The 22,022-nt window shown below is 38.7% G+C and carries 21 protein-coding genes, 4 pseudogenes and 1 riboswitch; of the genes and pseudogenes, 13 read left to right on the top strand and 12 right to left on the bottom strand.

The genetic code is table 11. From position 1 onward, the window contains the following. Nucleotides 1-120: 120 nt before the first annotated feature. Nucleotides 121-256, bottom strand: a riboswitch (FMN riboswitch). Nucleotides 257-317: 61 nt separating this feature from the next. The 7 genes and pseudogenes from hemH to NE257_RS08585 all read right to left on the bottom strand — a co-directional run bounded on the left by hemH (nt 318) and on the right by NE257_RS08585 (nt 6,616). After that, nucleotides 318-1,223: a ferrochelatase gene (hemH, locus tag NE257_RS08555; RefSeq protein WP_021214662.1), complete on the bottom strand. Its 906-nt coding sequence runs from the start codon at nt 1,221-1,223 to the stop codon at nt 318-320. A gap of 5 nt (nt 1,224-1,228) precedes the next feature. Continuing rightward, nucleotides 1,229-2,566 (bottom strand): MFS transporter, encoded by a 1,338-nt coding sequence (locus NE257_RS08560; RefSeq protein ID WP_251886207.1) that lies wholly within the window; start codon nt 2,564-2,566, stop codon nt 1,229-1,231. 19 nt (nt 2,567-2,585) lie between these two features. After that, nucleotides 2,586-3,335: a hydrogen peroxide-dependent heme synthase gene (gene hemQ / locus NE257_RS08565; protein ID WP_251886208.1), complete on the bottom strand. Its 750-nt coding sequence runs from the start codon at nt 3,333-3,335 to the stop codon at nt 2,586-2,588. A 249-nt stretch (nt 3,336-3,584) separates the two neighbouring features. Continuing rightward, nucleotides 3,585-3,827: pseudogene (locus NE257_RS08570) on the bottom strand (transposase); the annotation flags it as partial. A gap of 36 nt (nt 3,828-3,863) precedes the next feature. Further along, nucleotides 3,864-4,532, bottom strand: a pseudogene (locus NE257_RS08575) (IS30 family transposase); the annotation flags it as partial. 157 nt (nt 4,533-4,689) lie between these two features. After that, entirely contained in the window at nt 4,690-5,889 is a 1,200-nt protein-coding gene (locus NE257_RS08580) for a toxic anion resistance protein (protein ID WP_251869986.1), read from the bottom strand. 88 nt (nt 5,890-5,977) lie between these two features. Further along, nucleotides 5,978-6,616, bottom strand: a complete 639-nt coding sequence (locus NE257_RS08585; protein WP_251886209.1) for a 5-bromo-4-chloroindolyl phosphate hydrolysis family protein — start codon at nt 6,614-6,616, stop codon at nt 5,978-5,980. 197 nt (nt 6,617-6,813) lie between these two features. On the opposite strand from NE257_RS08585, the gene NE257_RS08590 reads away from it, so the two are divergent. The 3 genes from NE257_RS08590 to NE257_RS08600 are packed head-to-tail and all read left to right on the top strand — an operon-like array spanning nt 6,814 to nt 8,396. Then, entirely contained in the window at nt 6,814-7,377 is a 564-nt protein-coding gene (locus NE257_RS08590) for an NUDIX hydrolase (RefSeq protein WP_251886210.1), read from the top strand. Nucleotides 7,378-7,381: 4 nt separating this feature from the next. Further along, complete coding sequence (gene macP, locus NE257_RS08595) at nt 7,382-7,678, top strand: cell wall synthase accessory phosphoprotein MacP (RefSeq protein WP_251886211.1); 297 nt, start codon at nt 7,382-7,384, stop codon at nt 7,676-7,678. 19 nt (nt 7,679-7,697) lie between these two features. Further along, entirely contained in the window at nt 7,698-8,396 is a 699-nt protein-coding gene (locus NE257_RS08600) for a 5'-methylthioadenosine/adenosylhomocysteine nucleosidase (RefSeq protein ID WP_251886212.1), read from the top strand. A gap of 263 nt (nt 8,397-8,659) precedes the next feature. Here the strand turns inward: NE257_RS08600 and NE257_RS08605 are convergent, their stop codons facing one another. Then, nucleotides 8,660-10,564 carry a M13 family metallopeptidase gene (locus tag NE257_RS08605; RefSeq protein ID WP_251886213.1) on the bottom strand — a complete coding sequence of 635 codons (1,905 nt, stop codon included), beginning with the start codon at nt 10,562-10,564 and terminating at the stop codon, nt 8,660-8,662. Nucleotides 10,565-10,647: 83 nt separating this feature from the next. On the opposite strand from NE257_RS08605, the gene NE257_RS08610 reads away from it, so the two are divergent. The 4 genes from NE257_RS08610 (at nt 10,648) to NE257_RS08625 (ending at nt 13,878) form a co-directional block, all read left to right on the top strand. After that, nucleotides 10,648-11,220 carry a hypothetical protein gene (locus NE257_RS08610; protein WP_052607470.1) on the top strand — a complete coding sequence of 191 codons (573 nt, stop codon included), beginning with the start codon at nt 10,648-10,650 and terminating at the stop codon, nt 11,218-11,220. A gap of 47 nt (nt 11,221-11,267) precedes the next feature. Beyond that, the gene (locus tag NE257_RS08615) at nt 11,268-12,227 is read left to right on the top strand and encodes a ribose-phosphate diphosphokinase (RefSeq protein ID WP_251852079.1); all 960 of its coding nucleotides are present in this window, start codon (nt 11,268-11,270) and stop codon (nt 12,225-12,227) included. Nucleotides 12,228-12,312: 85 nt separating this feature from the next. Further along, nucleotides 12,313-13,455, top strand: a complete 1,143-nt coding sequence (locus NE257_RS08620; protein ID WP_420871128.1) for a cysteine desulfurase family protein — start codon at nt 12,313-12,315, stop codon at nt 13,453-13,455. 75 nt (nt 13,456-13,530) lie between these two features. After that, entirely contained in the window at nt 13,531-13,878 is a 348-nt protein-coding gene (locus tag NE257_RS08625) for a DUF1831 domain-containing protein (RefSeq protein ID WP_251852081.1), read from the top strand. Between the two features lie 168 nt (nt 13,879-14,046). Here the strand turns inward: NE257_RS08625 and NE257_RS08630 are convergent. Then, nucleotides 14,047-15,172: pseudogene (locus NE257_RS08630) on the bottom strand (IS3 family transposase). 210 nt (nt 15,173-15,382) lie between these two features. On the opposite strand from NE257_RS08630, the gene NE257_RS08635 reads away from it, so the two are divergent. Genes NE257_RS08635 through NE257_RS08645 form a run of 3 tightly spaced genes read left to right on the top strand, consistent with a single transcriptional unit; the run spans nt 15,383 to nt 18,377 of the window. Beyond that, complete coding sequence (locus NE257_RS08635; RefSeq protein WP_251886215.1) at nt 15,383-15,787, top strand: DUF2177 family protein; 405 nt, start codon at nt 15,383-15,385, stop codon at nt 15,785-15,787. A 5-nt stretch (nt 15,788-15,792) separates the two neighbouring features. Then, nucleotides 15,793-17,607 carry a DegV family protein gene (locus NE257_RS08640; RefSeq protein WP_251886216.1) on the top strand — a complete coding sequence of 605 codons (1,815 nt, stop codon included), beginning with the start codon at nt 15,793-15,795 and terminating at the stop codon, nt 17,605-17,607. Next, nucleotides 17,607-18,377, top strand: a complete 771-nt coding sequence (locus tag NE257_RS08645; protein WP_251886217.1) for a DUF1295 domain-containing protein — start codon at nt 17,607-17,609, stop codon at nt 18,375-18,377. Before NE257_RS08640 ends, NE257_RS08645 begins: the two co-directional genes overlap by 1 nt. Nucleotides 18,378-18,526: 149 nt before the next feature. On the opposite strand, the gene NE257_RS08650 is transcribed toward NE257_RS08645, so the two are convergent. Continuing rightward, a complete protein-coding gene (locus NE257_RS08650) occupies nt 18,527-18,847 on the bottom strand; it encodes a type II toxin-antitoxin system PemK/MazF family toxin (protein ID WP_251886460.1) in 321 nt (106 codons plus the stop codon). A 279-nt stretch (nt 18,848-19,126) separates the two neighbouring features. Between NE257_RS08650 and NE257_RS08655 the strand changes: the two genes are divergently transcribed. Both NE257_RS08655 and NE257_RS08660 read left to right on the top strand, forming a co-directional pair. Then, complete coding sequence (locus tag NE257_RS08655; RefSeq protein WP_251886218.1) at nt 19,127-19,411, top strand: hypothetical protein; 285 nt, start codon at nt 19,127-19,129, stop codon at nt 19,409-19,411. A gap of 167 nt (nt 19,412-19,578) precedes the next feature. Next, nucleotides 19,579-20,205, top strand: coding sequence for an HI_0552 family protein (locus NE257_RS08660; protein ID WP_251886219.1), 627 nt, complete (start codon nt 19,579-19,581; stop codon nt 20,203-20,205). A gap of 138 nt (nt 20,206-20,343) precedes the next feature. Here NE257_RS08660 and NE257_RS08665 read toward each other — a convergent pair. Beyond that, nucleotides 20,344-20,610 (bottom strand): annotated as a pseudogene (locus NE257_RS08665) (hypothetical protein); the annotation flags it as partial. 33 nt (nt 20,611-20,643) lie between these two features. After that, a complete protein-coding gene (locus NE257_RS08670; protein WP_251886220.1) occupies nt 20,644-21,315 on the bottom strand; it encodes a Crp/Fnr family transcriptional regulator in 672 nt (223 codons plus the stop codon). 138 nt (nt 21,316-21,453) lie between these two features. Between NE257_RS08670 and nrdI the strand changes: the two genes are divergently transcribed. Then, nucleotides 21,454-21,921, top strand: coding sequence for a class Ib ribonucleoside-diphosphate reductase assembly flavoprotein NrdI (nrdI, locus tag NE257_RS08675; RefSeq protein ID WP_251886221.1), 468 nt, complete (start codon nt 21,454-21,456; stop codon nt 21,919-21,921). Nucleotides 21,922-22,022 lie beyond the last annotated feature (101 nt).

Raw genomic sequence — 22,022 nt, forward strand, 5'->3', positions numbered from 1 at the left:
GGGTGATTTAACTAAAACAACACTATTTGACTTAGAACCGTGAAAAATTCACGAGGCATGCACAAACAAGACCGGCAAAATTCCAATTTTTTTGGATACACTCCATCCTTGAAATTTTGTGGTTTTCTTCTCCCATCCAGACTTTAACTGTCGGTGCCAGATTCACAATGGCTCCACCGCACGAATGCGGGTCACGGACTTCAAGTTACAACTTGTCACCGCCGGTCGGGAATTACACCCTGCCCCGAAGAATACTATTCAATTCGTCATTATCTTAACGCTTTTAAAAAAATCTGTCAAGATAACTTTTTCACTTACTACTCATTGGATGACAACAATTCGCTCACCACACCTGCAATAAAGTCAGGGTGAACATTCGGCATTGCTAGCCGTTTATAGTGACCGCCTAAAGCTTCAACTTGCTCCTTACACTCAATATCATTGTCATATAAGGTTTCTAAATTATCTGCTACAAAACCAAAAGGTAAATAAATAATTTCTTCATAATTTTCTTGCGTTACTAATGCTTCTGTTACATCTTCCACATTCGGTCCAATCCATTTATCAGCTGTTCGACCGACACTTTGCCAAGCATTAGCAAAATCAACAGTTCCTTCCACTTGATTCACAATTGCTTGTGCTGCCTCTTTAATTTCATCCACATACGGATCTCCGTTTGCTAATAGACGCTCGGGTAAACTATGTGCTGTAAACAAAAATTTTTGTTTGCGGGTAGGATGCAAGGCTGCTTGAATTTGGTCAGACCAAAAAGTTAAGAAACCTGTTGCTTGCCAAAAATGATAGTGTGGATGATAGGTTACCTCTGGATGTGTTTGCAATTTAGCTTCCACTCGCTCATGATATTGATCGATGAATGTTGAACGATGAGGTGCCAATACTAAGCCATGAATGCTTGTAAAACCTTGATTTAAAATTTCTGTTAAAGTTTCTTCGATAAATGGATGAATATGGCGTAATCCATTAAAAACCTGATACTCACCAGTTCCTGATTCATTTAATTTTTCTTCAATCGCTGCTCGTTGGGCTTCTGTAATATGCGCCAATGGTGAAACACCACCAATTTCTTCATAACGCCCCACTAATTCATCATATAATGCTTGTGAAGGTTCTTTTCCATGACGAATATGGGTATAATAATCCCAAATTTCTTCTGTGCGATTTGGTGTACCATAACTCATTAATAAAACAGCTTGTTTTTCCATCTTCCCTACTCCTTATGTCGAATTGTCCACACAAAAGCGATTGTTAGCACCATTAAGACTAAAATCATTGAATGAACACCAGTTGCTTGTGTGAAATGAGCAAATATACTCATTAATGTAATGCCTATTGTCATCCCTAATTTTTTACTAACAGATAAAAGACTTAAGGAAGTATTCCGATCTTGCGGTGAAGCTTCCACAATTAAGACCTGTAACGGTACGGTCATAATCATCCCGATTGCAATACCAAATAAAAATAGTGCCATTAAAAAAAGTGGTAAGGAAGCAACCGAGAAATACAGGATAATTAAGCTGATAATCACTGCAATCATACTATCGCGAGTGGCATGATACGCACTTTTTTTCCCAGTCCAATAACCTGCTAATTTTGAGCCGATTAATGTTCCAATGGCCATAATCGTCATAAATGAGCCCGCTTTACGCGCGTTTAATTGAAATGTCGCTTCAATCATCGATGGGAAAAACGCAAATAAAGACATACTTACCCCCGTTACAATCCCTCCAATTAAACTCATCCGATATTTCGCTATCGTCCATAATTTACGCGAAAATACTACTTTTTCTTGATTTGCTTCGCGGCGTGCTTCAATCACTAAAAAACTACCAATCGTAAGACAAAATAGAATTCCATAAGCAAGTAATTCGACTAAATTACCACTAATAAATAATCGGCTTAACAATAAATTAAACGCAACTAAGGCCAAGACAAAGAGGGTGTTGCCCTTTACGTCAAATGTTTCCGTGCTCGATAAAATTTCTTTTGGTATCATGACCCATGCCACAAGGAAAACAAGGAAAATCATTGCCGCTAATACAAGATAAATAGCGCGCCAATCCTGTGTTTTAGCCAAACTGACAACACTGATAATTGGGGCCACAATCGTAGCCAATGCGACTAAAGCTCCAACATTTCCTACTTTGCCACTAACTTTATGTGTATGTATCATAAATACTCGAGATAATACGAGTGTCAAAATAGAGCTACTGCCAAATGATTGAATAATACGTGCTACTAATAATGCCGTGAATGATGAACTAGTCGCAATCCCCACAACTCCTACAAAATAAAAGCCTAATTCCATTAAAAAAACAGTACGGTATCCAAACCGATCAATAAAACTCCCCATAATGGGCGTCGCAAAAAGTAAACCTAAGGTATAAACTGCTACCACCCAGCTTTTCTCTTGAGGACTGAGCGCAAAGGTACGTGAAATAGAAGACAAATTCGTACTCATGATACCTGAATCAAGTTGCGTAATAAATAAACTAATCAGTAATAATAAATTGATTCTGTTTTTCGACTGACTTACTGGTACATCCACTATAAAGACTCCTCTATTCTTAATTGAAATAATTTATTATTTTTTCTTGGCTATTTAATGATACGCCCACGATAAAATAAGGAAAATCCGAATAAACACTACTTGCTTCAGAAAAACGCATTTCATAAATAATTTTTTTAAACTCTAATGGATCATTTGCAAATAAGGTTACTCCCCATTCATGATCATCTAACCCAATCGATCCGGTAATAAATTGATGAATTTTCCCCGCATATTTACGACCAATCATACCGTGTTCTTTCATTAATTCTCGCCGTTTTTCATAAGGCAAGGTATACCAATTAATATCACCCGAACGAACTTTATTCATAGGATAAAAGCAAATATATTCGTCATCCTTTGGTAATTTTGGATAAAGATGTTGCGTCGTTCTCTCCATGGCTTTTTCTGTTGTCGGTTTCCCACTATATGTTCCCAGCTCAATCACTGATACATAGCTATGTAACGGTGTTAAGTAATCAAATAATGCTAGCTGATGCCAACGATTTTCTTCAGCATTTACATCTTTTAATTCCGGACGTAAAACAAAAAAACCAATATCGCCTTTATGACCAGTCACATTCCAGACATAATGACTCCCTTTTTTGGCTTGTTCAATTTCCTCCCATTCAGTCAACAATGCGATTAATTCCGCTACAACCGCTTGTTTTTTTGGTTGTGCTACTTGATTCCAAGCTGCCCAATCCATTTGATACGTGAGATGAAGTGAATACCATCCATCTAATGTTTCTACTGCTTCAACAATCATTTCTTTCCTTCCTTTCTTTATTGTCTGAAAATTCAATAGATTTTTTTCATTTTAAACCACACACATCATATAACAAAAAGTAGCTCGACACCATGACTTATTGAAAAAAATTTATTTTTTCACAAAGACTCTATTTTTATTTGTGAATTCCAGCAAGTTTGAATCTAGGTCAGTATCTTAGACACAGTTTTGTAGAGACAGTTAAGCCATGCTAATTTTTTCTTGTATTTCAAATTCATGTGGTGTTAACTAGTTAATCGAACTATGAATCCGATTACGGTTATAAAATCCCTCAATATAACTAAATAAGGATTGATTTGCTGCTTCAAAATCTAAATAGCTTGTGATGTAAATTTCTTCTTTCTTTAATGAAGCATGAAATAGTTCAATCCTTGCATTATCATAAGGCGTTCCTTTACGACTATAGGAATGTCTTATTTTATTTGCTGCTAACCATTCTTCATATTCTAAGGAGGTATATTGACTACCCACTTTTCACAGCTATTTCTTAGTAGAGAATTTCGTTTGTCAAATTAAGCTAGACAAATCATCTTTACCTACGTAACTCAAAAATACTTCCAATGGTGTGCGATAGTGTAATGATTTTCTAAGAATATGATTTCGTTTTGATGCCACCGATTGGATAAAGGTTTCGGATACCTCATTAAAATCCATAGCTTTATATAAGCCATCTTTACGTAATAAGCCATTCGAATGTTCATTTAGTCCTCGTTGAGAAGGTGTTCCTGGATCAGCGAAATAAATCGAAATATCATTGGTATTACTAATCTTTTTCCAATTCGAGAACTCTTTTCCACAATCAAATGTGATGGATTTAAACAAGTGTTTCGGTAGAGATTGAAACCATTGATTCAGTCTATTCTCAATATCTATAGCTTGCCTACCAGCGGGTTTCAAGGTGATGATCACTTTAGATAATCGCTCAACTAACGTGATAACCGCACTTTTATGTTTTCCACCGACAATGGTGTCACCTTCTAGGTGACCAAACTCATGATTGAACTGTATATAATCAGTTGTTCTATCCTGAATCGAACGGCGAAAAGCTTGTTTTCCTCTTTTTTCTTTATGTCCGTTTGGTTTTCTTTTCCCTTTCATTGGTAAATCGTGAGGGTCAAAGGTTTTATCTTTAAACATCCGATATAGTGTACGTACCGAACAAACAATAGGAAACTCTGGAAAAAGTAACCTCTTCTAAGAAATTGAGAGAAGTGCTGTTAAGAAAACGGTAAGACAATTAACTGTAAACAAATAGCCAGAATACCCGAAAGTTTGAGGAATAACTTCGGGATGTTCTGGCTTTTTGCGGCTGTATCTCAGGTTTTTGAAAGGTTTAGTCGATACGTTGACTCGTTAATTCTAATAATTTTTCTTTTAGATCGTTTTCCATCACACCAAGTTCAAGTTCGGCATGTTGGCGTTTTTCTTTTCCTTCTCGTTGAATGCGTAAGGTTTCTTGAATGGTTTCAATCAAGTCATTTTGCGTTTGTTGCAAGGTTTCGATATCCACGATGCCGCGTTCATTTTCTTTCGCTGTTTCAATGGCGGAAATTTTTAACATCTCAGAATTTTTGCGTAAGAGATCATTGGTCGTCTCAGACACTTGTCGTTGTGCTGTGACAGCATCTTTTTGGCGCAATAAGGTCAAAGCAATCACAACTTGGTTCTTCCACAAAGGAATCGCAGTTGCAACAGATGCTTGGATTTTTTCAGCGAGCGCTTGGTTGGTATTTTGAATCAAGCGGATCTGAGGTGCTTGCTGGATGGTGATCTGTCTAGCTAAGCGCAAGTCATGTGTTCGTTTGTCTAAGCGATCTAGAAATTGTGTGTAGTCATTAACGATTTGAGCATCCATTTGGTCGCCAGTTTGTTGTGCTTTTGCTAAGGCTTCGGGAATGACTGTTTGTTGCATTTCTTCAACCTTTAATTCACCTGCGGCAATATAGACGTTCAAGGCATCGAAATAGTCTTTGTTTTTTTGATACAATTGTTCCAACATCAGATTGTCTTGCAAGAGGCCATCTTTTTCTTTGGTTAATTTGACAGCGACTTTATCGATTTGAGCGCCGATTTTTTGATACTTAGCCGTTGTTTCATAGATGGACTGTTTTACTTTGCCAAACATGCGTTGGAAGAAATTTCCTTCGCCGGCGCGTAATTCATCAGGATTGGCTTCTTGCAAGCGATACATCAACTCTGTTAAAGAATCACCGACTGGACCAATGTCTGCTGCTTGAACATGATTTAGCATCGACTGTGAGAATTCACTTAATTTGGTTTGGGCATTGGCGCCATAAGTAATGACTGCTTGCTGATTGTTTACATCGATTTTATCGGCCAATTCTTTGGCTTGTTGCTGGCGCTCTAAAGGCAATTGATCGATTAAACGTGGGGCAGTTTCTTGTTTTTTCAAGACATCAATATCTGCTTGTTGGCTAGAAGTTAGCGCATCGACGGGTGTTTCAAAAGGGTTCGCTAATAAATCATTTAAAGAATCTGTTTCGAATGTCGTTTTGTTTGGCTCATCTGTCATGGAAATACCTCCTATATAGTCTTACATGAGCAAAAAAATCTAGCATCAGCTAGATTCTTTGCAAAATCACTGATAAAAGAGAAGTCTGCTATTTCGCTTCTTCTTTGATACTTTGTTTTGCTAATGAAAGCTCAACGTCGATATCTTCAAAGTCGTCTGAAACGAAATTTTGATAATCTTTTGCAATCAAGGCAGCCATCTGGTCAATGACTAGAATGCTTTCTTCCATTTTATCATAGGTTTCTTTTGATTTGATTTCATGAGCGCTAATTTCGATATATTTATTTGTCAAATCAACTAAGTTTGGCAAATGAGTGTAAAGAAAGTGGCTAGCGTAATGTAATTTTTGTGGTTCTTTCACCAATTCTTTAAATAGCGCTTTGGCTGCTTTGACGGTATTGTGACGCAAATCAATCGCCTTTAACTTGGCATTTGCTTGGAAGTTTTGTTGTAGCTGATCGATATCAGCTTTGGTTTGATTCATGGTTTCGCGAAACATCTCAATTTCACGAGCGTTCATACCAGTCTCACGATAGTAACGTTCACGATCTTTTGACAGTGCGGGAGCCTTTTGTTTTACACTCTTGCCACTGGCGATGCCGCGATAGACAAGATAGATGCCAAGTAAAAACAAGGCAATCAGCCAAAAACTTTTTTCTGCCAGCATCGTCAAGCATAGGAAGCCAATAATCAATAAGAAGATACCAAACATTAGGTTCTTTTTCATTTCCGTTCCTCCTGAATTGTTTGAACAAAAATGGAAACTTGTTCGTTCTATTTGTATTTTAACACGATAAGAATCACTTGAGTATCCGACTTGAGATGGATTTGAATAATTTACAAAAATCATAATTTTCTATGATACACTAGAAAAGAATAGACAATTAAATCAGAACTTGCTATTTTACAAATGAGGTGGAAGAAATGGACAGCAAAAACTTTGAAGAAAAAACAATGAAACGTAATGAACTATTCCACGGCAACATTATTGATTTTGTAGTGGATGACGTCAGCTTACCCAATGGCAAAATGGCCACCAGAGAATTAGTTTTTCATCATGGTGCAGTCGCAATCATGGCTGTCGATGACCAAGAAAGAATGGTATTTGTTTGGCAATTTCGTAAACCATTAGAAAAAATGACGTTAGAAATTCCAGCAGGCAAAATTGATCCTGGTGAAGAACAGACCCCTGAACATACGGCTAAGCGTGAGCTTGAAGAGGAGACGGACTTTCAAGCTGATCACTGGGAAGAAGTCGTGGGCATGTATTCGACACCTGGGTTCTCCAATGAATTTCTAACAATCTATTGGGCAGAGCAATTGCACAAAGCAAAACATCCTCTTGCGGCAGATGATGATGAGTTTTTATCAGTTGTAGCACTCACGTTAGCAGAGGCAAAAAATGAAATTGCAAAAGGAACAATTTGCGATGCGAAGACGATTTATGCCGTAACATACTGGGAACTGCGCATGTTGAAAGGTAGGTAAGTAGATGACTCAAAAACCTTTGCTTACTCGATCTCAGTTACGACAAATGCGTCAAGACGAGGAGCGCTTGCTTAAGGAGCAGCAAAAAGAGCAACTCAAAGCAAGCGAAAAAGAACATCAGCGACGAGAAAAAGAAATCGATCGCTTCTATCGGAAAGAATACAAAAAAAAGCAACCAATGAAAAAGACCCGCTCAGGTGAAAATCAAAAGTCGCGTTGCATGAATTCCTTTTTAGGGAAGGCGATTGCCTTCGTGGTGGTCTTAATTGTTTTGGTATATTTGGCTATTATCTTTTTGTAAATGATATTTGGAGGAAACGATGAAAATAGGAATTATTGGTGCGATGGCACAAGAAGTTAAGGTACTACGTGAAGCACTAGAGAATGAGCAAGCCTGGGAACAAGCAGGCGCAAAATTTTATGCAGGAACAATTGACCACCAAGAAGTCATTGTTGTGGAATCAGGTATCGGCAAAGTCGCAGCATCGATTACGGCTAGCTTATTAATTCAAAAATATGCGGTGGATGTTTTAATCAATACTGGCTCAGCGGGTGGTATCGGAGCTGGTCTATCAGTAGGTGACATCGTATTGTCGACTAAAGTGGCGTACCACGATGTTGATGTCACTGGATTTGGCTATGAATATGGGCAGTTGCCAGCAGGTATGCCCTTGTATTTTGAAGCAGATGCGACGTTAGTAGAGGACTTTGCAGCGGCAGCGACAGCGACTAAGCTAAGCAGCAAAAAAGGGCTCATCGTGACCGGCGATGCATTTATTGATAGCGAAGAAAAAATCAAAACAATCTTGCATCATTTTCCAGACGCTCTTGCCTGTGAAATGGAAGGCGCAGCGATTGCGCAAACTGCCTTTCAATTTGGTGTGCCATTTGTCGTTATTCGTGCGATGAGTGATACAGCTGATCATCAAGCGACCCAAAGCTTTGACGAATTTATTGACGAAGTAGGCAAACAATCTGCTCAAATGGTTTTACAATACATTCAAATGCAAGCTAAATAAAAAGGTTGTGACAAGAGCGCTCAGTTCCGAGCAATAAAGGCAGAGATGCAAAAATTGCAGCTCAAATTTTTGAGCATGGATGCTTAATTGCCGAGAGAACTGCTTTTGAACACCGTTTATCAAGGTTGTGACAAAAGCGCCTAGTTCCGAGCAATAAAGGCAGACAAACAAAAAGCCATAAAATCCAATTTTGGATTTTATGGCTTTTTTAGTAATTCTGATTTGCTTATTGGATTTAGTAGCTGTGTTCGTTTATTTGGCTTTTACCAGATATGCACGCGATTTTCAGGCTCACGATACATGGCATCGCCAGGTTGAATATCAAACGTGGTATAAAAATCATCCAAGTTTTGTAGTTGAATGTTTGCGCGTAGTTTGGCCGGACCATGTACGTCCACATTTAGCAATAATTGTTGGTATTGCGTGGTCGCTTTGGTGCGCCAAATTTTTGCCCAGTTGGTGAAGAAGTCTGCAAGTTGTACGTCTGGCTCAGTTTTGGCTGCTTCCAGTGCACAGCTCAACCCACCAGCATCTGCGATATTTTCAGATACGGTTAATTTGCCATTTACTTTGGCACCAGCAAACTCAATGCCGTCAAATTCATCAATCATGGCTTGAGCAAGTAATTGGAATTGGGCCAAATCTTCTGCGGTCCACCAGTTATGCAAATTGCCGTTTTCATCAAATTTTGCCCCATTGTTATCAAAGGCGTGAGAAATTTCATGAGCAATCACTGCACCGATTCCGCCATAGTTTGCACTGCTTGATTGCGTCAAGCTATAAAACGGTGCTTGTAAAATAGCAGCAGGGAAGACGATAATATTCATCAGACCGCTGTAGTAAGCATTGACCGTAGCTGCCGACATGCCCCATTCTTTGCGGTCAACGGGTTTTGTTAGTTTGTTGAAGTTGTCTTCACGGGCCAAACGTTTAAAGTGTAAGGCATTACTAAAGAATGAGCCACCATCTTCTTTGGCTATAGTTTGGTATTGATCGTAAACAGCTGGAATGCTTTCCGGATAGCCTACATGAATGCCGATTTTATTTAGTTTTACTATGGCTTGTTTGCGGGTAGCTTCACTTAACCACGTATTAGTTTCTAAGCGATTTTTATAGACATCCACCATCGTTTGTACCATATGTTCGACATTTTGTTTGGCTTTTGGCCCAAAGTATTTTTGACCATAGTAAACACCGATTGGCGCGCTGAATTGATTAAATGCCAGGGTATAAGCTGCTTTGACTGGCTCTTTGGCTGCTTGAATACCAGATAAGAAGCGACCATATTCACCACCAAGGACGCGAATATCGTCACTTAGATAGTCAGTATATTGTAAGCTTGTCATTACATACAGCCAGCTTTTTAGTAAAGGGAATTGCTCTTGGGTGACAAATTCTTTAAAGGATTCAAAATAGGCTGGTTCTGTAACAATGATTTGTTCAGGTTTTGTTGGTAAGACTGCCGCAAATGCTTTGTCTAAATCAATTGTATCAGAGTATGCGATGACTTCTTCATACGAACGAGGGTTGTACATTAGACTGTAATCAGCATTTTCTTCTGCACTTTTGACAAATGGCACCAATGAACGGTCAAATGCCATCGCTTGCTCGACTAAAGTTTCAGCTTCAGGGCGTGTGTGACCGAGTTTTTGGAGAAGCAAGCTAGATGTTTCAAAAAACTTTTGTAACATCGTATCAGCTTGTTCATTGTCTTCGGCATAGTACGTTTTATCTGGCAAAATTAACGAAGTCGGTGATAAATACACTGCATGTGTAGTAGTGTGCTTCATATCCGCCATAACACCAAAGTCAAATGGTAACGGGAAGCCATCAAGAATCCAATCTCCTAGTTGCTCATTTAACTCTTGGAAGCTATCGATTGCTTTGATTCGTGCCAAGAGTGGCGCGACAGGTTCCCCTGCTAGTTGGTCTCGCTCAGCAAAATCAGTAGCCAATTGATAATACGTAACTGCGTGTTGTAAATGTGCATCAGTAACAGTCTCAGGATTGGCTGCCCATTCAGCAAATGTCTTCATTAAGAGCTTTTCAATTTCTGATACTAAATCTTGAAATCCACCGGTAGAGGGTTTGTCTGCTGGAATAACGGCCGATTCAATCCATTCACCGTTGACATAATGATAAAAATCTTCTTTTAGATTTAAGTTCATACGTAATTCCTCACTTTCTTATGCTACTATTATCGTACAAGGATAGTATTCTGACAAGTAGAGGACGATTGGAGGACTGGCGGATGGATACGATACACTGGCACGGTATAGCGCAAGAGCGATTTAAACGATATGAAAAATGGATCAACACGGATGGACAGCTATGTGGTTCCTATGCGGCGGCCGTTTTTTTGGCATACTTACAAGACTATGAGCCACCATTTCATTTACCGAGATTTGTCCGGCAAATGGATTCGGCAGATGGTGAAAATTTGGTGCACTATTTACGCTTATTTATTCAGCCATTAGGATTAGCTACGATACCACTGCAAGTCAGCTGGGGAATTTCACGCTTTTGTCGCTATATGGATCAGCCTTACTGGGCACGACTCACGCCAATCGGTGGTTGGGAGCGGACAGTCAAGCGCATTGATCAAGGCTTGCCACTCATCGTTGGTTTAAATAAAAAACTAGGTAGCACATATGGCAATCATTGGGTCGTCGCTTATGCATATGGTGAAGATCAAAACGGCAAACGCTGGGTGAAAGTCCATGACAATTGGGGGAATTATCGAGCGGTCGTACCTGCCAAGTGGTTGATGAGTACCGTTTCATTTAAAGAAATTGGAGAAATAAAGCAAACGAATGAAAATTAGTATGAAAATATGTTAAAATAAAGCAAACAACGACATCGGAGGAAACTATGAACGACAATTATTCAGAAGAACCCTTGAAAATCTTTAGCCTGAATGGCAATGTGCCACTGGCCGAAAAAATTGCTGACGTATTTGGCTGTGAGCTAGGGAAATGTTCCATCAAACAATTTAGTGATGGAGAGATTGCAATTAGTATTGAGGAAAGTGTTCGCGGCGTCCATACTTACTTGATTCAGTCAACAAACAAGCCCGTCAATGATTATTACATGGAACTTTTGATTATGATTGATGCAATGCGTCGAGCAAGTGCCAAAACAATCAATGTTGTGTTGCCGTACTATGCTTATGCACGTCAAGACCGTACGTCCAAGCCACATGAACCCATTACAGCAAAATTGATTGCCAATATGTTGGTCGAAGCGGGTGTGACAAGAGTCTTAACGCTAGATTTGCATACCGTTCAAGTGCAAGGTTTCTTTGATGTTCCAGTAGATAATTTATTTACCATTCCATTATTTGCACGCTATTACTTAGATAAAGGCATGAATGGCGATGATTACGTGGTTGTTTCGCCGAAAAACAGCGGTATCCAACGTTCAAGAAGCTTAGCCGAATATTTAGAAACGACACTAGCTATCGTCGATCAAGGAGAAACACCTGAAGAAGAAGGCTACGTGATTGGCGATGTCCAAGGGAAAAACTGTATCATGGTCGATGATATTTTAAATACGGGTGAGACGTTTGCAAAGGCGGCTGAATTATTACTAGCAGCAGGTGCCAAATCTGTCCACGCCTGTGCATCACATGCTTTGTTTAATAGCCAAGCAAAGGATGTATTAGAAGCAGCTCCGATTGAAGATATTTGTGTGACGGATTCTTGTCTGACTGATGACAATCTCCATCCACGCCAAACAACCTATATTACGTGCTCAGAGTTAATCGGTGAAGCACTGAAAAGAATTCATGACAATACACCAATGAGCCCGCTCTTCCGCTTGCAAAAATAAGGTGTATGCAGACGGTAGCTCCTATCATTGCCATGATAGGGGCTATTTTTACTTAATAAATAAAAGAATGAAAAGAGGAAAAAGGATGACTTATTTTGACCATGCGGCCACCACACCCATCCATCCGCAAGTTGTGGAAACAATGACCAAGTTAATGCCAGAGATTTTTGGTAATCCATCGAGTGTCCATCGCTACGGACGGGCAGCCAATAAAAAACTAACGGACGCTCGCCAAGTCATTGCCGAAAGCTTGGCCGTTAAACCCCATGAAATTATTTTTAATGGTGGTGGAACAGAAGGAGACAATACGGCTTTGATTAGTACTGCCTTCGCTCGAAAAAATCAAGGACGTCATATCATTACGACGCAAATTGAGCACCCTGCAATTTTGCAAACTGCGGCATTTTTAGAGCAGCAAGGCTTTGAGGTTACCTACCTATCAGTCGATGAGTCAGGCATGATTTCTCTAGATGAATTCAAAGCAGCCTTACGGGAAGACACGATTTTGGTTTCGATTATGTTTGCCAATAACGAAACAGGAAATCTCTTGCCAATCAAAGAAATTGGCGCTATTTTGAAAGATCATCCAGCATATTTCCATACCGATGCGGTGCAAGCTTATGGCAAAGTCTCGATTCGTCCACATGAATTAGGAATTGATATGTTAAGCATCTCTGCACATAAAATCAATGGACCAAAAGGAACGGGCTTCTTCTTCAAACGCGATGGTCTATCGCTGCCTTCATTTTTACATGGAGGGGAACAAGAAGAGAAGCGCCGTGCAGGAACTGAAAACCTCATTAGTATTTGCGGGATGGCAGCAGCCGTAGCATTGCATTCAGAAAAAAAACAAGCGGTACAAGCACAAAAGTATCAATGCTTTACCGATACTGTTACACGCATTTTAGCGGAACAAGAAATTGCGTATCACTTAAATGGCAATGAACAAGCCAAGATGCCCCATATTTTAAATATTGCCTTGCCAAATATCGACAATCAAATGATATTGATGCATATGGATTTAGCTGGTTTTGCTATCTCGACTGGTTCAGCTTGTACGGCTGGAAATGTCGAACCATCGCATGTCTTGACGGCAATGTATGGAGAAGATTCACCCTATATTCGTGAGTCCATTCGTATTAGCTTTGGCCTAGGGAACACCCAAGAGGAAGTAGAAACATTTGCGTACAAATTAAGTGCAACAGTCAAACGCTTGCAAAAAAAATAGTTTCTCAACAATAAAGATAGTCAAGGCTTTGATTTCTTTATATAATAAATAGAGAATAAAAAATGAGGTGAAACAATGGCTTTCGAAACAAAAACAACGGTACTCGGCTCGCCACAGTACTATCAGCTAGCTAGCACGGCGAAACGTTACACGCTACGTGACAACGGCTTTACAGAAACCAATGGTGGAAATTTCCAATTGATTCGTCCGCTACAAGCAACACCACAAAGCAAAGAAGGATTCCAACTAAAAATAACGGTAGCCAAAGACATCAAGACGTTTAAAATGTCTGTAACGACAGCCAATGGATTAAAAGCTGTCAATTTATTTAAAGATCCAAAGCATGAAATGTTGCGCGAGAAATTTACATTCTTAATGGATGGATTTATCGACCGTGGCTTGTTTGAAGAAGTAACAAAGTAACAAGACAAAGCGGCTGTTGTTATCATTGGCGGACATGCCGAGGTTGACAGTAAGAGTGCTGAAAGAAAACACCACCAATAGAGAGCAGTTACCCAAAACGGTAACGGCTCTCTTTTTATAGAAAACTGGATTTGAGTCAAAATCTTGGACACATTTTAGTAGAGACTGTTAAGCCATTTTCTCTGTTTCTAAATCTTCAAACTCCTGTGGAGTTAAGTAATGAATCGAACTATGGATTCGATTACGATTATAAAATCCTTCAATCTAGCTAAATAAGGATCGATTCGCTTCTTCGAAGTCTGAGTAAGTCGTCGTGTATACTTCTTCTTTTTTCAATGACGCATGGAAGGATTCAATCCCCGCATTATCATAGGGTGTTCCTTTGCGACTATAGGAATGCCTTATTTTGTTGTTTTCAAGTCATTTTTCCACTTCGATTGCTGTATATTGACTGCCTAAATCCGTGTGAAGAATCATTCCTTCTGGAATGTGATAATGCATCTTTGCCTTATTCAACGTTTGAAGGGCACATTCCACAGTCATTCGTTTAGAAAATGTATAGCTGATAATCTTTTTCGTGTGTAAATCCATAATTGAAGACAAGTAACACCAGCCTTTTTGTTCTGTAGATATATACGTAATATCTGCTACCCATTTTTCACAGATATTTTTTGTAGGAAAATCTTGGTTTAAAATATTCTGTTTTGATTTAATCGGTTTGGAGGAGCTTTGAGGTCTGTACTTCTTGATAATAATTGACCTCAAATTCAATTGTTTCATTAATTTTTGTACGTGCTTAAGAGACACCGAAATGTTTTCTTTAAGCAATACGTGATAGATTTTCGTTGCACCGTAGCGCTGTTTATTATCAAAAAAGATTGTTGAAATTCTTTTCTTCAATTCATTATTTCTTATCTCAGTAGCTGTTAATGGCTTATTTCTATAAAAATAGTAGACACTTCTAGGAATTTCTAATAACCGGCATAACAAAGAAACCGTATAGGTTTTACTCCATTATTCAATAAATTGAATAAGTGAATTTAGGTTTTTCGAGAGAATATGGCTGCGGCTTTTTTTAAGATTTCAAGTTCCTCTTTTAAACGGGCGTTTTCTTTTTTCAGTTCCACCACTTCTTTTCCAGTCAGTCCTGTGGACTGATTTGGCAAATATAGATTCTTCCATTTATAAATCGTTGCTTCAGATAAGCCATATTTTTTGCTAAGCGTTGGACGGAATGTCCAGTTTTATTTAGTTCAACAATCATTTGTTTGAATTCTTCATCGTATCGGGTCATAAAAGTTCATCCTCTCGTAGATCAGTTTAATTTATTTCTGTCTCTACGAAAAGTTGTCTAAGATTTGATACTAACACCAAAAGGTGTTTTGGTAAATTTTATCAAGTGATCAGGCATATGTTTTCCACCTTTATTCCTAGAATGGTACCATGAGATTAATCATTGGAAACCAGCATTCTTAAAAAGATTCAACTATGAGGAGGGAACAGAATGGTCAATTTATTGAAATTATTTGGGGTATCGGCGGCATCCTTTTTGGTTCTAGATTTATTATGGTTGCTAGTATTTGCTCGGCGGATGTATCAGGAGAATTTAGGACATTTGATGGGACAGACAAAAATTGTGCCGGCAGTGATTTTTTATGGGATCTACTTGATCGGTATTCTTTTTTTTATCGTCAATCCAGCGTTAGAAAAGGGTAGTCTATTTTATGCTATCGCAGCGGGAGGCTTTCTAGGTCTTTTATGCTATGGAACCTACGACTTAACGAATATGGCGACCTTAAACAATTGGCCTGCTATGATCACGATCATTGATTTGATTTGGGGAACCTTCGTGACCGCGGCGGTTTCTGGATTCACGGTGTTCGTTGCGCAGCACTTTCATTGGAGGTAAACATCATGGAAATGAGTCAATCAAATCAGGCGATTGATCCAAAGGAACTGCTCTTTGCCTTCCAGCAAGGAGCGATTCAATTAATCAATCATAAGCAAGTATTAAATCAGATCAATGTTTTTCCGGTATCAGATGGAGATACGGGAAGTAATTTGGCTTCTTTGATGCAAACTATTTTGGAAGAGACGAAGGAAGAAAGCAGCTCGGTCGTTGAAGTGTTTGAAAAGGTAGCTGAGGCTTCATTAGTAGGTGCACGAGGAAATTCAGGAATTATTTTTGCCCAGTATTTTAACGGTATCTACAATCATCTGCTAAAGCTGGAGGAAAAAAGCTCCGTTCAAAGCTTTGTGGTAAGCGTTAAATCAGCGATCGGTGAAGCCTATCAGGCAATTGAACAGCCGGTAGAAGGGACGATCATCACTGTGATTCGTTCATGGGCGGAGGCGCTGGATGACAGTGAGCAAGTATTCAGTCTGGAAAGCTTGCTGCCAAACGCCTTGTCCAAAGCCAAGCAGGCATTAGAGAACACGACCAATCAATTGAAGATCCTGAAAAAGAATCAAGTCGTCGATGCGGGTGCCAAGGGCTTTTATTTATTCATCGAAGGCTTTACGGAAGCTTTTTTGACCAAACAGCCGGCCCTTCATTTTGTAAATGAACCAACAGATCGGATAATAATTGAGCAATCACCGCATGAGCATAGTCATACCTCAGAGCCGAGGTATCGCTATTGTACCGAAGTATTCCTTGATCAAGTGGCGCTGTCTAAGAGTGAATTGCACCAGAAGCTGAACGTGTACGGCAATTCACTGATTGTTGCCGTGAACCGCGGCAAGGCGCGCATTCACATTCACACCAATCAGCCGGCGGAGGTTCTGGACTATTTGAGCAGTGTCGGTGATCCCATCCAGCAAAAGGCCGACGACATGCTGCTGCAGTATCATGTCAACCAGCAGCGGAAAGCACCGATTGCTTTAGTGACTGATTCCATTGCGGATCTTCCGGCGGAGTATTTACTGGAAAATCAGATTCATGTTCTGCCGATGAATATTTTGTTAGGGGCGACTAGCTATCTCGATAAGCTCACTCTGCAAACGAAGCAGCTTTTTGATCTAGCTAAAGGGACAGTGGGACGTGCGACGAGCTCGCAGCCGGCGTTGAAAACGGTTGAAAATTTGTTTTCCTTTTTAGAAACCCGTTATGAAGCGATCTTAGTCATCACTGTCGCTGGTAAATTAAGCGGAACCTATTATACAGTCAAAGAGGCGGCAAAGCGCAGCTATGCGATTCCGATCGAAGTCATTGATTCCAGACAAAATTCTGCCGCTCAGGGCTTACTCGTTATGAACGCGAATGAGTGGATTCAAGCGGGAATACCGTTTGCAGAAGTGGTGTCGCGAGCAGCAGAAAAACGCGAGCAATTGAAAATTCTGGTGAGTGTGGATGAGTTAGATCCGATGATTGACTCAGGACGGATTCCGCAGGCTGTCGGCAAGCTCGCTAAGCAGGTCAATTTGAAACCTATCGTCAGTCTTGATGAATATGGCGAGGGAAAATTGAGTAATTTTGCTTTTAGCCGCAAGGGGAACGAGAAAAAAATTCTGCGTGAGATGATGAAGGTCAATCAAAAGCACAAAATCAAACGGTATGCGATCATTCATGTCAATAACGAAGCCAAAGCCAAGCTATGGAGCAAAAAGCTTTGCGAGCTGCTTGCTTTTCCGCCAAGCTATATCACGGATAGTTCAACGGTGATTGCTATGAGTGCGGGAGAAGGCAGTGTCGCAGTTGCTTATGAATTGGGAGGAGATGAAAAATAATGATCGTTTGGACAATAATAATGATTCTGTTCATTTATTTCACTGCGCTGTTTTTTCTCGCGCAGGCGCTGCACAATAATTCGATTGTGGACATGGCCTGGGGAATTGGCTTTGTGATTGTTGCAGTGACAGGCTATCTCTTAATGCCGGAAAAAACGCTGGCGGCAACCGCTGTTTTGATTCTCGTAACAATTTGGGGGCTGCGATTGTTTTTCCATTTAGCGAAACGGAATATCGGCAAGCCTGAGGACTATCGCTACGTCAATATGCGTAAACGCTGGGGCAAGCAGTTTGCCAAGCTAAAAGCCTATTTGAATGTTTTTGTTCTGCAGGGGATTCTCCTGTGTGTCGTGGCCTTGCCGATTTTCTTTGTCACAACCGGCACGGAAAAGGCCTTTTATTGGTGGAACTGGCTAGGGGTCATCGTATGGCTGAGCGGCTTTGCCTTTGAAACCATCGGTGATTATCAGCTGACGGTGTTTAAGCGAACGTCTAAGAAGGGCGAGCTATTGACAACAGGTTTATGGTCGCTGACCAGACATCCTAATTATTTTGGCGAAGCCTTGAGCTGGTGGGGAATCTTTTTGATCAGCTTAAATGAACCGCGAAATATTTGGGGAATGATTGGGCCAATCGCGATTACCTTGCTGCTTTTATTTGTTTCAGGTGTCCCGCTATTAGAGAAGAAGAATAAAGAAAAGCCCGGCTATCGCGCTTATGCGGATCAAACACCGAAGTTCTTTCCTATTATTGGGAAAAAGGGAATGTAAAAGGAAAAGAGGCTGTGCCACCCAATGGGGGTGGCACAGCCTCTTTTCTAATTCTATGGAACCTTTTTTATACTGTTGGTAAAACTTTGACAGGTTGTATTTAATTTTTATCCACTGAATCATAAATAGATAGAACCTTAAATCTGTAATTAAAATATATACCCGATAATCTGATCAATTTTTGCCATGTCTTGTAATGGTAAATTTTCAATCTTTTTAAGTTTTCTTTCTTTGAAGTCCAGAGATTTCAATTGAGAAATAAGCACTTGCCCAGTTGTATCTAATTCCTCGGGTAATGAATAGCGTGTAGGTAGATTTTTTATATTAGAAGTAATTGGACAAATCAATGCAAACATTGTTTTTCGATTAAAATCGTATCTAGATACCACTAATTTCGGACGCCTTTTTTGAATTTCATTTTCAGCGGAAGGATCAAAATCAATCCAGACAATATCGCCTTTTTTGGGGATCCAATCTAACTATAGGCTTGCATTTCTCATTGTACAGCCTAGGTATGAATATTATTCAGCAAATCCAACTTCAATCAGTAAAAAAGGAAAGTCAGTCATTACAAGAACAAATTTGATGCTTGCTAAACGTAAATAGGAAACAAGAGTCAGTCACTATGTAAGATTGTAAAATCATGGAGCCTTATTACATGGACATAGAATCATTGGTTTTAGAAATAGAAACAATTATCCAAAAGAGCAAGGAAGTAATGAACCATTTCTCAAAAAGAAATTCAGCAAGTGCAATATGAAAAAAGGATCACAGAGAGTGAATTTACTAAGAAAATAAATCAGTTAAAAAGCAAACTTTTGGATTCTATAGGATCAGAAGATAGGGTAGAGACAAAATCATTTATTATTAAAAAAAGTTATCCGAATGCAAAGAGTCAATCAAATTATAGATTAGATATACCCACAGAAAAGGAAGCTAGCGAGCGTTTGATTAATTATCTAAGGAATTACGACTTAACACTAGTAAAAGAGGAAACTTCCTATAAATCAATTCAAAAAACATTAAGCAGCTAATTATTGAGGATTATTTTCATGTTTTACATAATGGATTCTTAGTAGATGATAATGGTAAAATTATTCCTGATATAAAAGTGAGTTTAAAAGATGTGGAACCGAGAATTAAAATAAAAAAGTGAATCTGCTATAGGTTGAGAGGGAAAGATAGAGAAATGGAGTATAATATGTTCAAAGAAGTACAAACTTATCTTACTTATAAAGGGAAAAAATATGTGAAACCCGAGAAAGCAAAGGAATGGGCCTTTTTTATGAATGATTTGCGAAATGTAGCTCAGGCGGCTAGACATGAGTTTATGGTTATTAGCCAGGAGTTAGCCAAAAGGATAGCTCCTTTTCAAGCAGAACGAGTGAGTCAATGGATGAATCAGGCTCAGATTTGTCGTCCTCACTTTTGGTGCTACTATCGTCTACCTTCTGATCATCAAGATGATGTTGCAATGGCCATTCGTCTTTATGGGACCTCTGAACAATTTGGAATTTCTGTTGAAGTTAGTATTGTTGAAAGAAAAAGATCAGAACTTAGTCTAGACAAACAGAATAAAGTTTTAAATCAACCGATTTCTACTCCACTATATTATTTTGTACAAGAAAATGGTAATAACTATAGAATAAGCGGTACAGAAAAAAATCGACAGTTGTTAGCAGAACAAGTAAAGATTGGCCGAGTTCGGAAAGTTTTAGTCAAACAGGATATTCCAATAACTGCTCAACAATCAGATGAAAATCTATTAAACGAACTTACAAAAGTATTCAACAATCTCTTACCGTATTACGAAGTTACAAAAAAATGAACTTCATTTCCATAAATGGAATTTCTAATTGAAAAATTATTTATTCATAAAAGAACACTTCTCTCGAGTAAAAAATTCTAGGAGAAGTGTTTTTATTTTGATCATTTATAATTAATACTTTTGTTTTAAACAGATTATTATGGAGTAGCCATCATGTGGAATGACCATTTTTTCAGGAGAATCATCAAATGGAACCATGGTTGTTCCAGAAACAGGTTCTGTTTCTATAAGATCGATAAAGCCGTCATGATTCGTATCTTGATCTTTAGTTGGAGTTGTGGCATTTTTACCATTTTAAAAACCATGAAAATGTGCCCAGTGTTCAATATTTGGTGGTGTATCAAAGATTTTAATTTCAATGTGAAGAGTAGATTCATTTTCGGTAAATTTAGCTGTTCCATGGGGGGGATAACTAAATTTTGTTTCATAGCTAGCGGCTTATAAAAAATGAAATTCGCTCCAGAAAGCGTTTAGAAGCGTCACTTTTTTTCCTTTTCGAATAATAAGTCCTCTTTCTTGAAAGTTCTTAAATTTACGAGAGATAGTTTCAGGGCTAGTGGCTAAGTAATTGGCTAGCTCTTTCATAGATAGAGGAAGAGTAACAATTTCATCTTCAATAATTGTAGGTAAGGTAGATAGTCGACTGATGTATAGAGCTAGGCGATTCTCAATTCGATCAAGTGCCAACAACTCTAGCTGTTCTTCCACTGCTACTGTTTTATGGGCATTTAATTGAAGTAATCTACAGCTGAGTTGAGGGTAGAGCTCAATAAGCTTATTAAACTCTGTTTTATAGAGAATACAGACTTTCGTTTTCGTAATGGCCTCCCCATATAGTGAGTCATTTGTTAACCCAAACAGATAATTCTCTCCATCGTATCCTCCTTCTTTCACTATACGTATAAGTTGTTCCTTACCAGTTTTACTAATTCTATAAATCTTCATAGCTCCTGAAGAAATGATAGATAATTGTTCTTGATCACCTGGGGAGAAAATCAGTTCCCCTTTCTGAAATGTTTTATGGTGCAAAAGACATTGTATATTATCCCTTTCATTCATTGTAAGGGGGTTAAACAGTGGGACTTTATAGAGACAACTTGATTTATTCATATTCTTTTCCTTTAAAATTTTAAAAACTTGATCATTGTCATTTTTAAAAAGAGAGATTTTACATAATATATACTACATATAGTGCCTTTAGCCGTTCTAAACACTATATGTAGGTATTATATAAAAGAGGTGACTTAAATGCAAACTATCCAGGTGTACTACATTAGTCTTAGTGGAAATACAACAAGTTTCCTCAAGGATTTAGATCACTACTTTCAACAAGAGTATCAAAAAAGGTTGAGATACATTAATGTAAAAGATCTTATTAAAGATAAAAAATCTATTGCATTCGAAATTAAGAAACACTATTTTGCGTTTCTACCAAGCTATTTAGAAGGAGGGAATGGTATCGATACTGGAGATACTGAAATTTTAACAACCCCTTTACGTCAAATGATTGCTTATAGTAAGAATCGCGAATATTGTCTAGGGATCGTTGGTAGTGGTAATCGAAACTTCAATAAACAATTTTGTCTAACGGCTTATCAGTATGCAAAAGAGTTTGGATTTCCAGTCTTAGATGAATTTGAATTAAAAGGAACAGAAACAGATATAAAACGTATTGCAGAAAAAATAGATAGGCGACTAACAGAAGTCTCGGTTTGATTCAATTATTTATAACAACCCCAGCATGACAAAAAAGATAGTCCATTTTTTGTTATAAGTATTAAAAATAAAAAGGATAATTTCCAAAAGAATTTAAAGAA

The organism is Enterococcus italicus, from assembly GCF_023743875.1.
GTDB classification, from domain to species: domain Bacteria; phylum Bacillota; class Bacilli; order Lactobacillales; family Enterococcaceae; genus Enterococcus_G; species Enterococcus_G italicus.

What these genes read in the sequence shown, in the direction of transcription:
- hemH (WP_021214662.1), bottom strand. Translation starts at nt 1,223, where the DNA reads ATGGAAAAACAAGCTGTTTTATTAATGAGTTATGGTACACCAAATCGC.
- hemQ (WP_251886208.1), bottom strand. Translation starts at nt 3,335, where the DNA reads ATGATTGTTGAAGCAGTAGAAACATTAGATGGATGGTATTCACTTCAT.
- NE257_RS08580 (WP_251869986.1), bottom strand. Translation starts at nt 5,889, where the DNA reads ATGACAGATGAGCCAAACAAAACGACATTCGAAACAGATTCTTTAAAT.
- NE257_RS08585 (WP_251886209.1), bottom strand. Translation starts at nt 6,616, where the DNA reads ATGAAAAAGAACCTAATGTTTGGTATCTTCTTATTGATTATTGGCTTC.
- NE257_RS08590 (WP_251886210.1), top strand. Translation starts at nt 6,814, where the DNA reads ATGGACAGCAAAAACTTTGAAGAAAAAACAATGAAACGTAATGAACTA.
- macP (WP_251886211.1), top strand. Translation starts at nt 7,382, where the DNA reads ATGACTCAAAAACCTTTGCTTACTCGATCTCAGTTACGACAAATGCGT.
- NE257_RS08600 (WP_251886212.1), top strand. Translation starts at nt 7,698, where the DNA reads ATGAAAATAGGAATTATTGGTGCGATGGCACAAGAAGTTAAGGTACTA.
- NE257_RS08605 (WP_251886213.1), bottom strand. Translation starts at nt 10,564, where the DNA reads ATGAACTTAAATCTAAAAGAAGATTTTTATCATTATGTCAACGGTGAA.
- NE257_RS08610 (WP_052607470.1), top strand. Translation starts at nt 10,648, where the DNA reads ATGGATACGATACACTGGCACGGTATAGCGCAAGAGCGATTTAAACGA.
- NE257_RS08615 (WP_251852079.1), top strand. Translation starts at nt 11,268, where the DNA reads ATGAACGACAATTATTCAGAAGAACCCTTGAAAATCTTTAGCCTGAAT.
- NE257_RS08620 (WP_420871128.1), top strand. Translation starts at nt 12,313, where the DNA reads ATGACTTATTTTGACCATGCGGCCACCACACCCATCCATCCGCAAGTT.
- NE257_RS08625 (WP_251852081.1), top strand. Translation starts at nt 13,531, where the DNA reads ATGGCTTTCGAAACAAAAACAACGGTACTCGGCTCGCCACAGTACTAT.
- NE257_RS08635 (WP_251886215.1), top strand. Translation starts at nt 15,383, where the DNA reads ATGGTCAATTTATTGAAATTATTTGGGGTATCGGCGGCATCCTTTTTG.
- NE257_RS08640 (WP_251886216.1), top strand. Translation starts at nt 15,793, where the DNA reads ATGGAAATGAGTCAATCAAATCAGGCGATTGATCCAAAGGAACTGCTC.
- NE257_RS08645 (WP_251886217.1), top strand. Translation starts at nt 17,607, where the DNA reads ATGATCGTTTGGACAATAATAATGATTCTGTTCATTTATTTCACTGCG.
- NE257_RS08660 (WP_251886219.1), top strand. Translation starts at nt 19,579, where the DNA reads ATGTTCAAAGAAGTACAAACTTATCTTACTTATAAAGGGAAAAAATAT.
- NE257_RS08670 (WP_251886220.1), bottom strand. Translation starts at nt 21,315, where the DNA reads ATGAATAAATCAAGTTGTCTCTATAAAGTCCCACTGTTTAACCCCCTT.
- nrdI (WP_251886221.1), top strand. Translation starts at nt 21,454, where the DNA reads ATGCAAACTATCCAGGTGTACTACATTAGTCTTAGTGGAAATACAACA.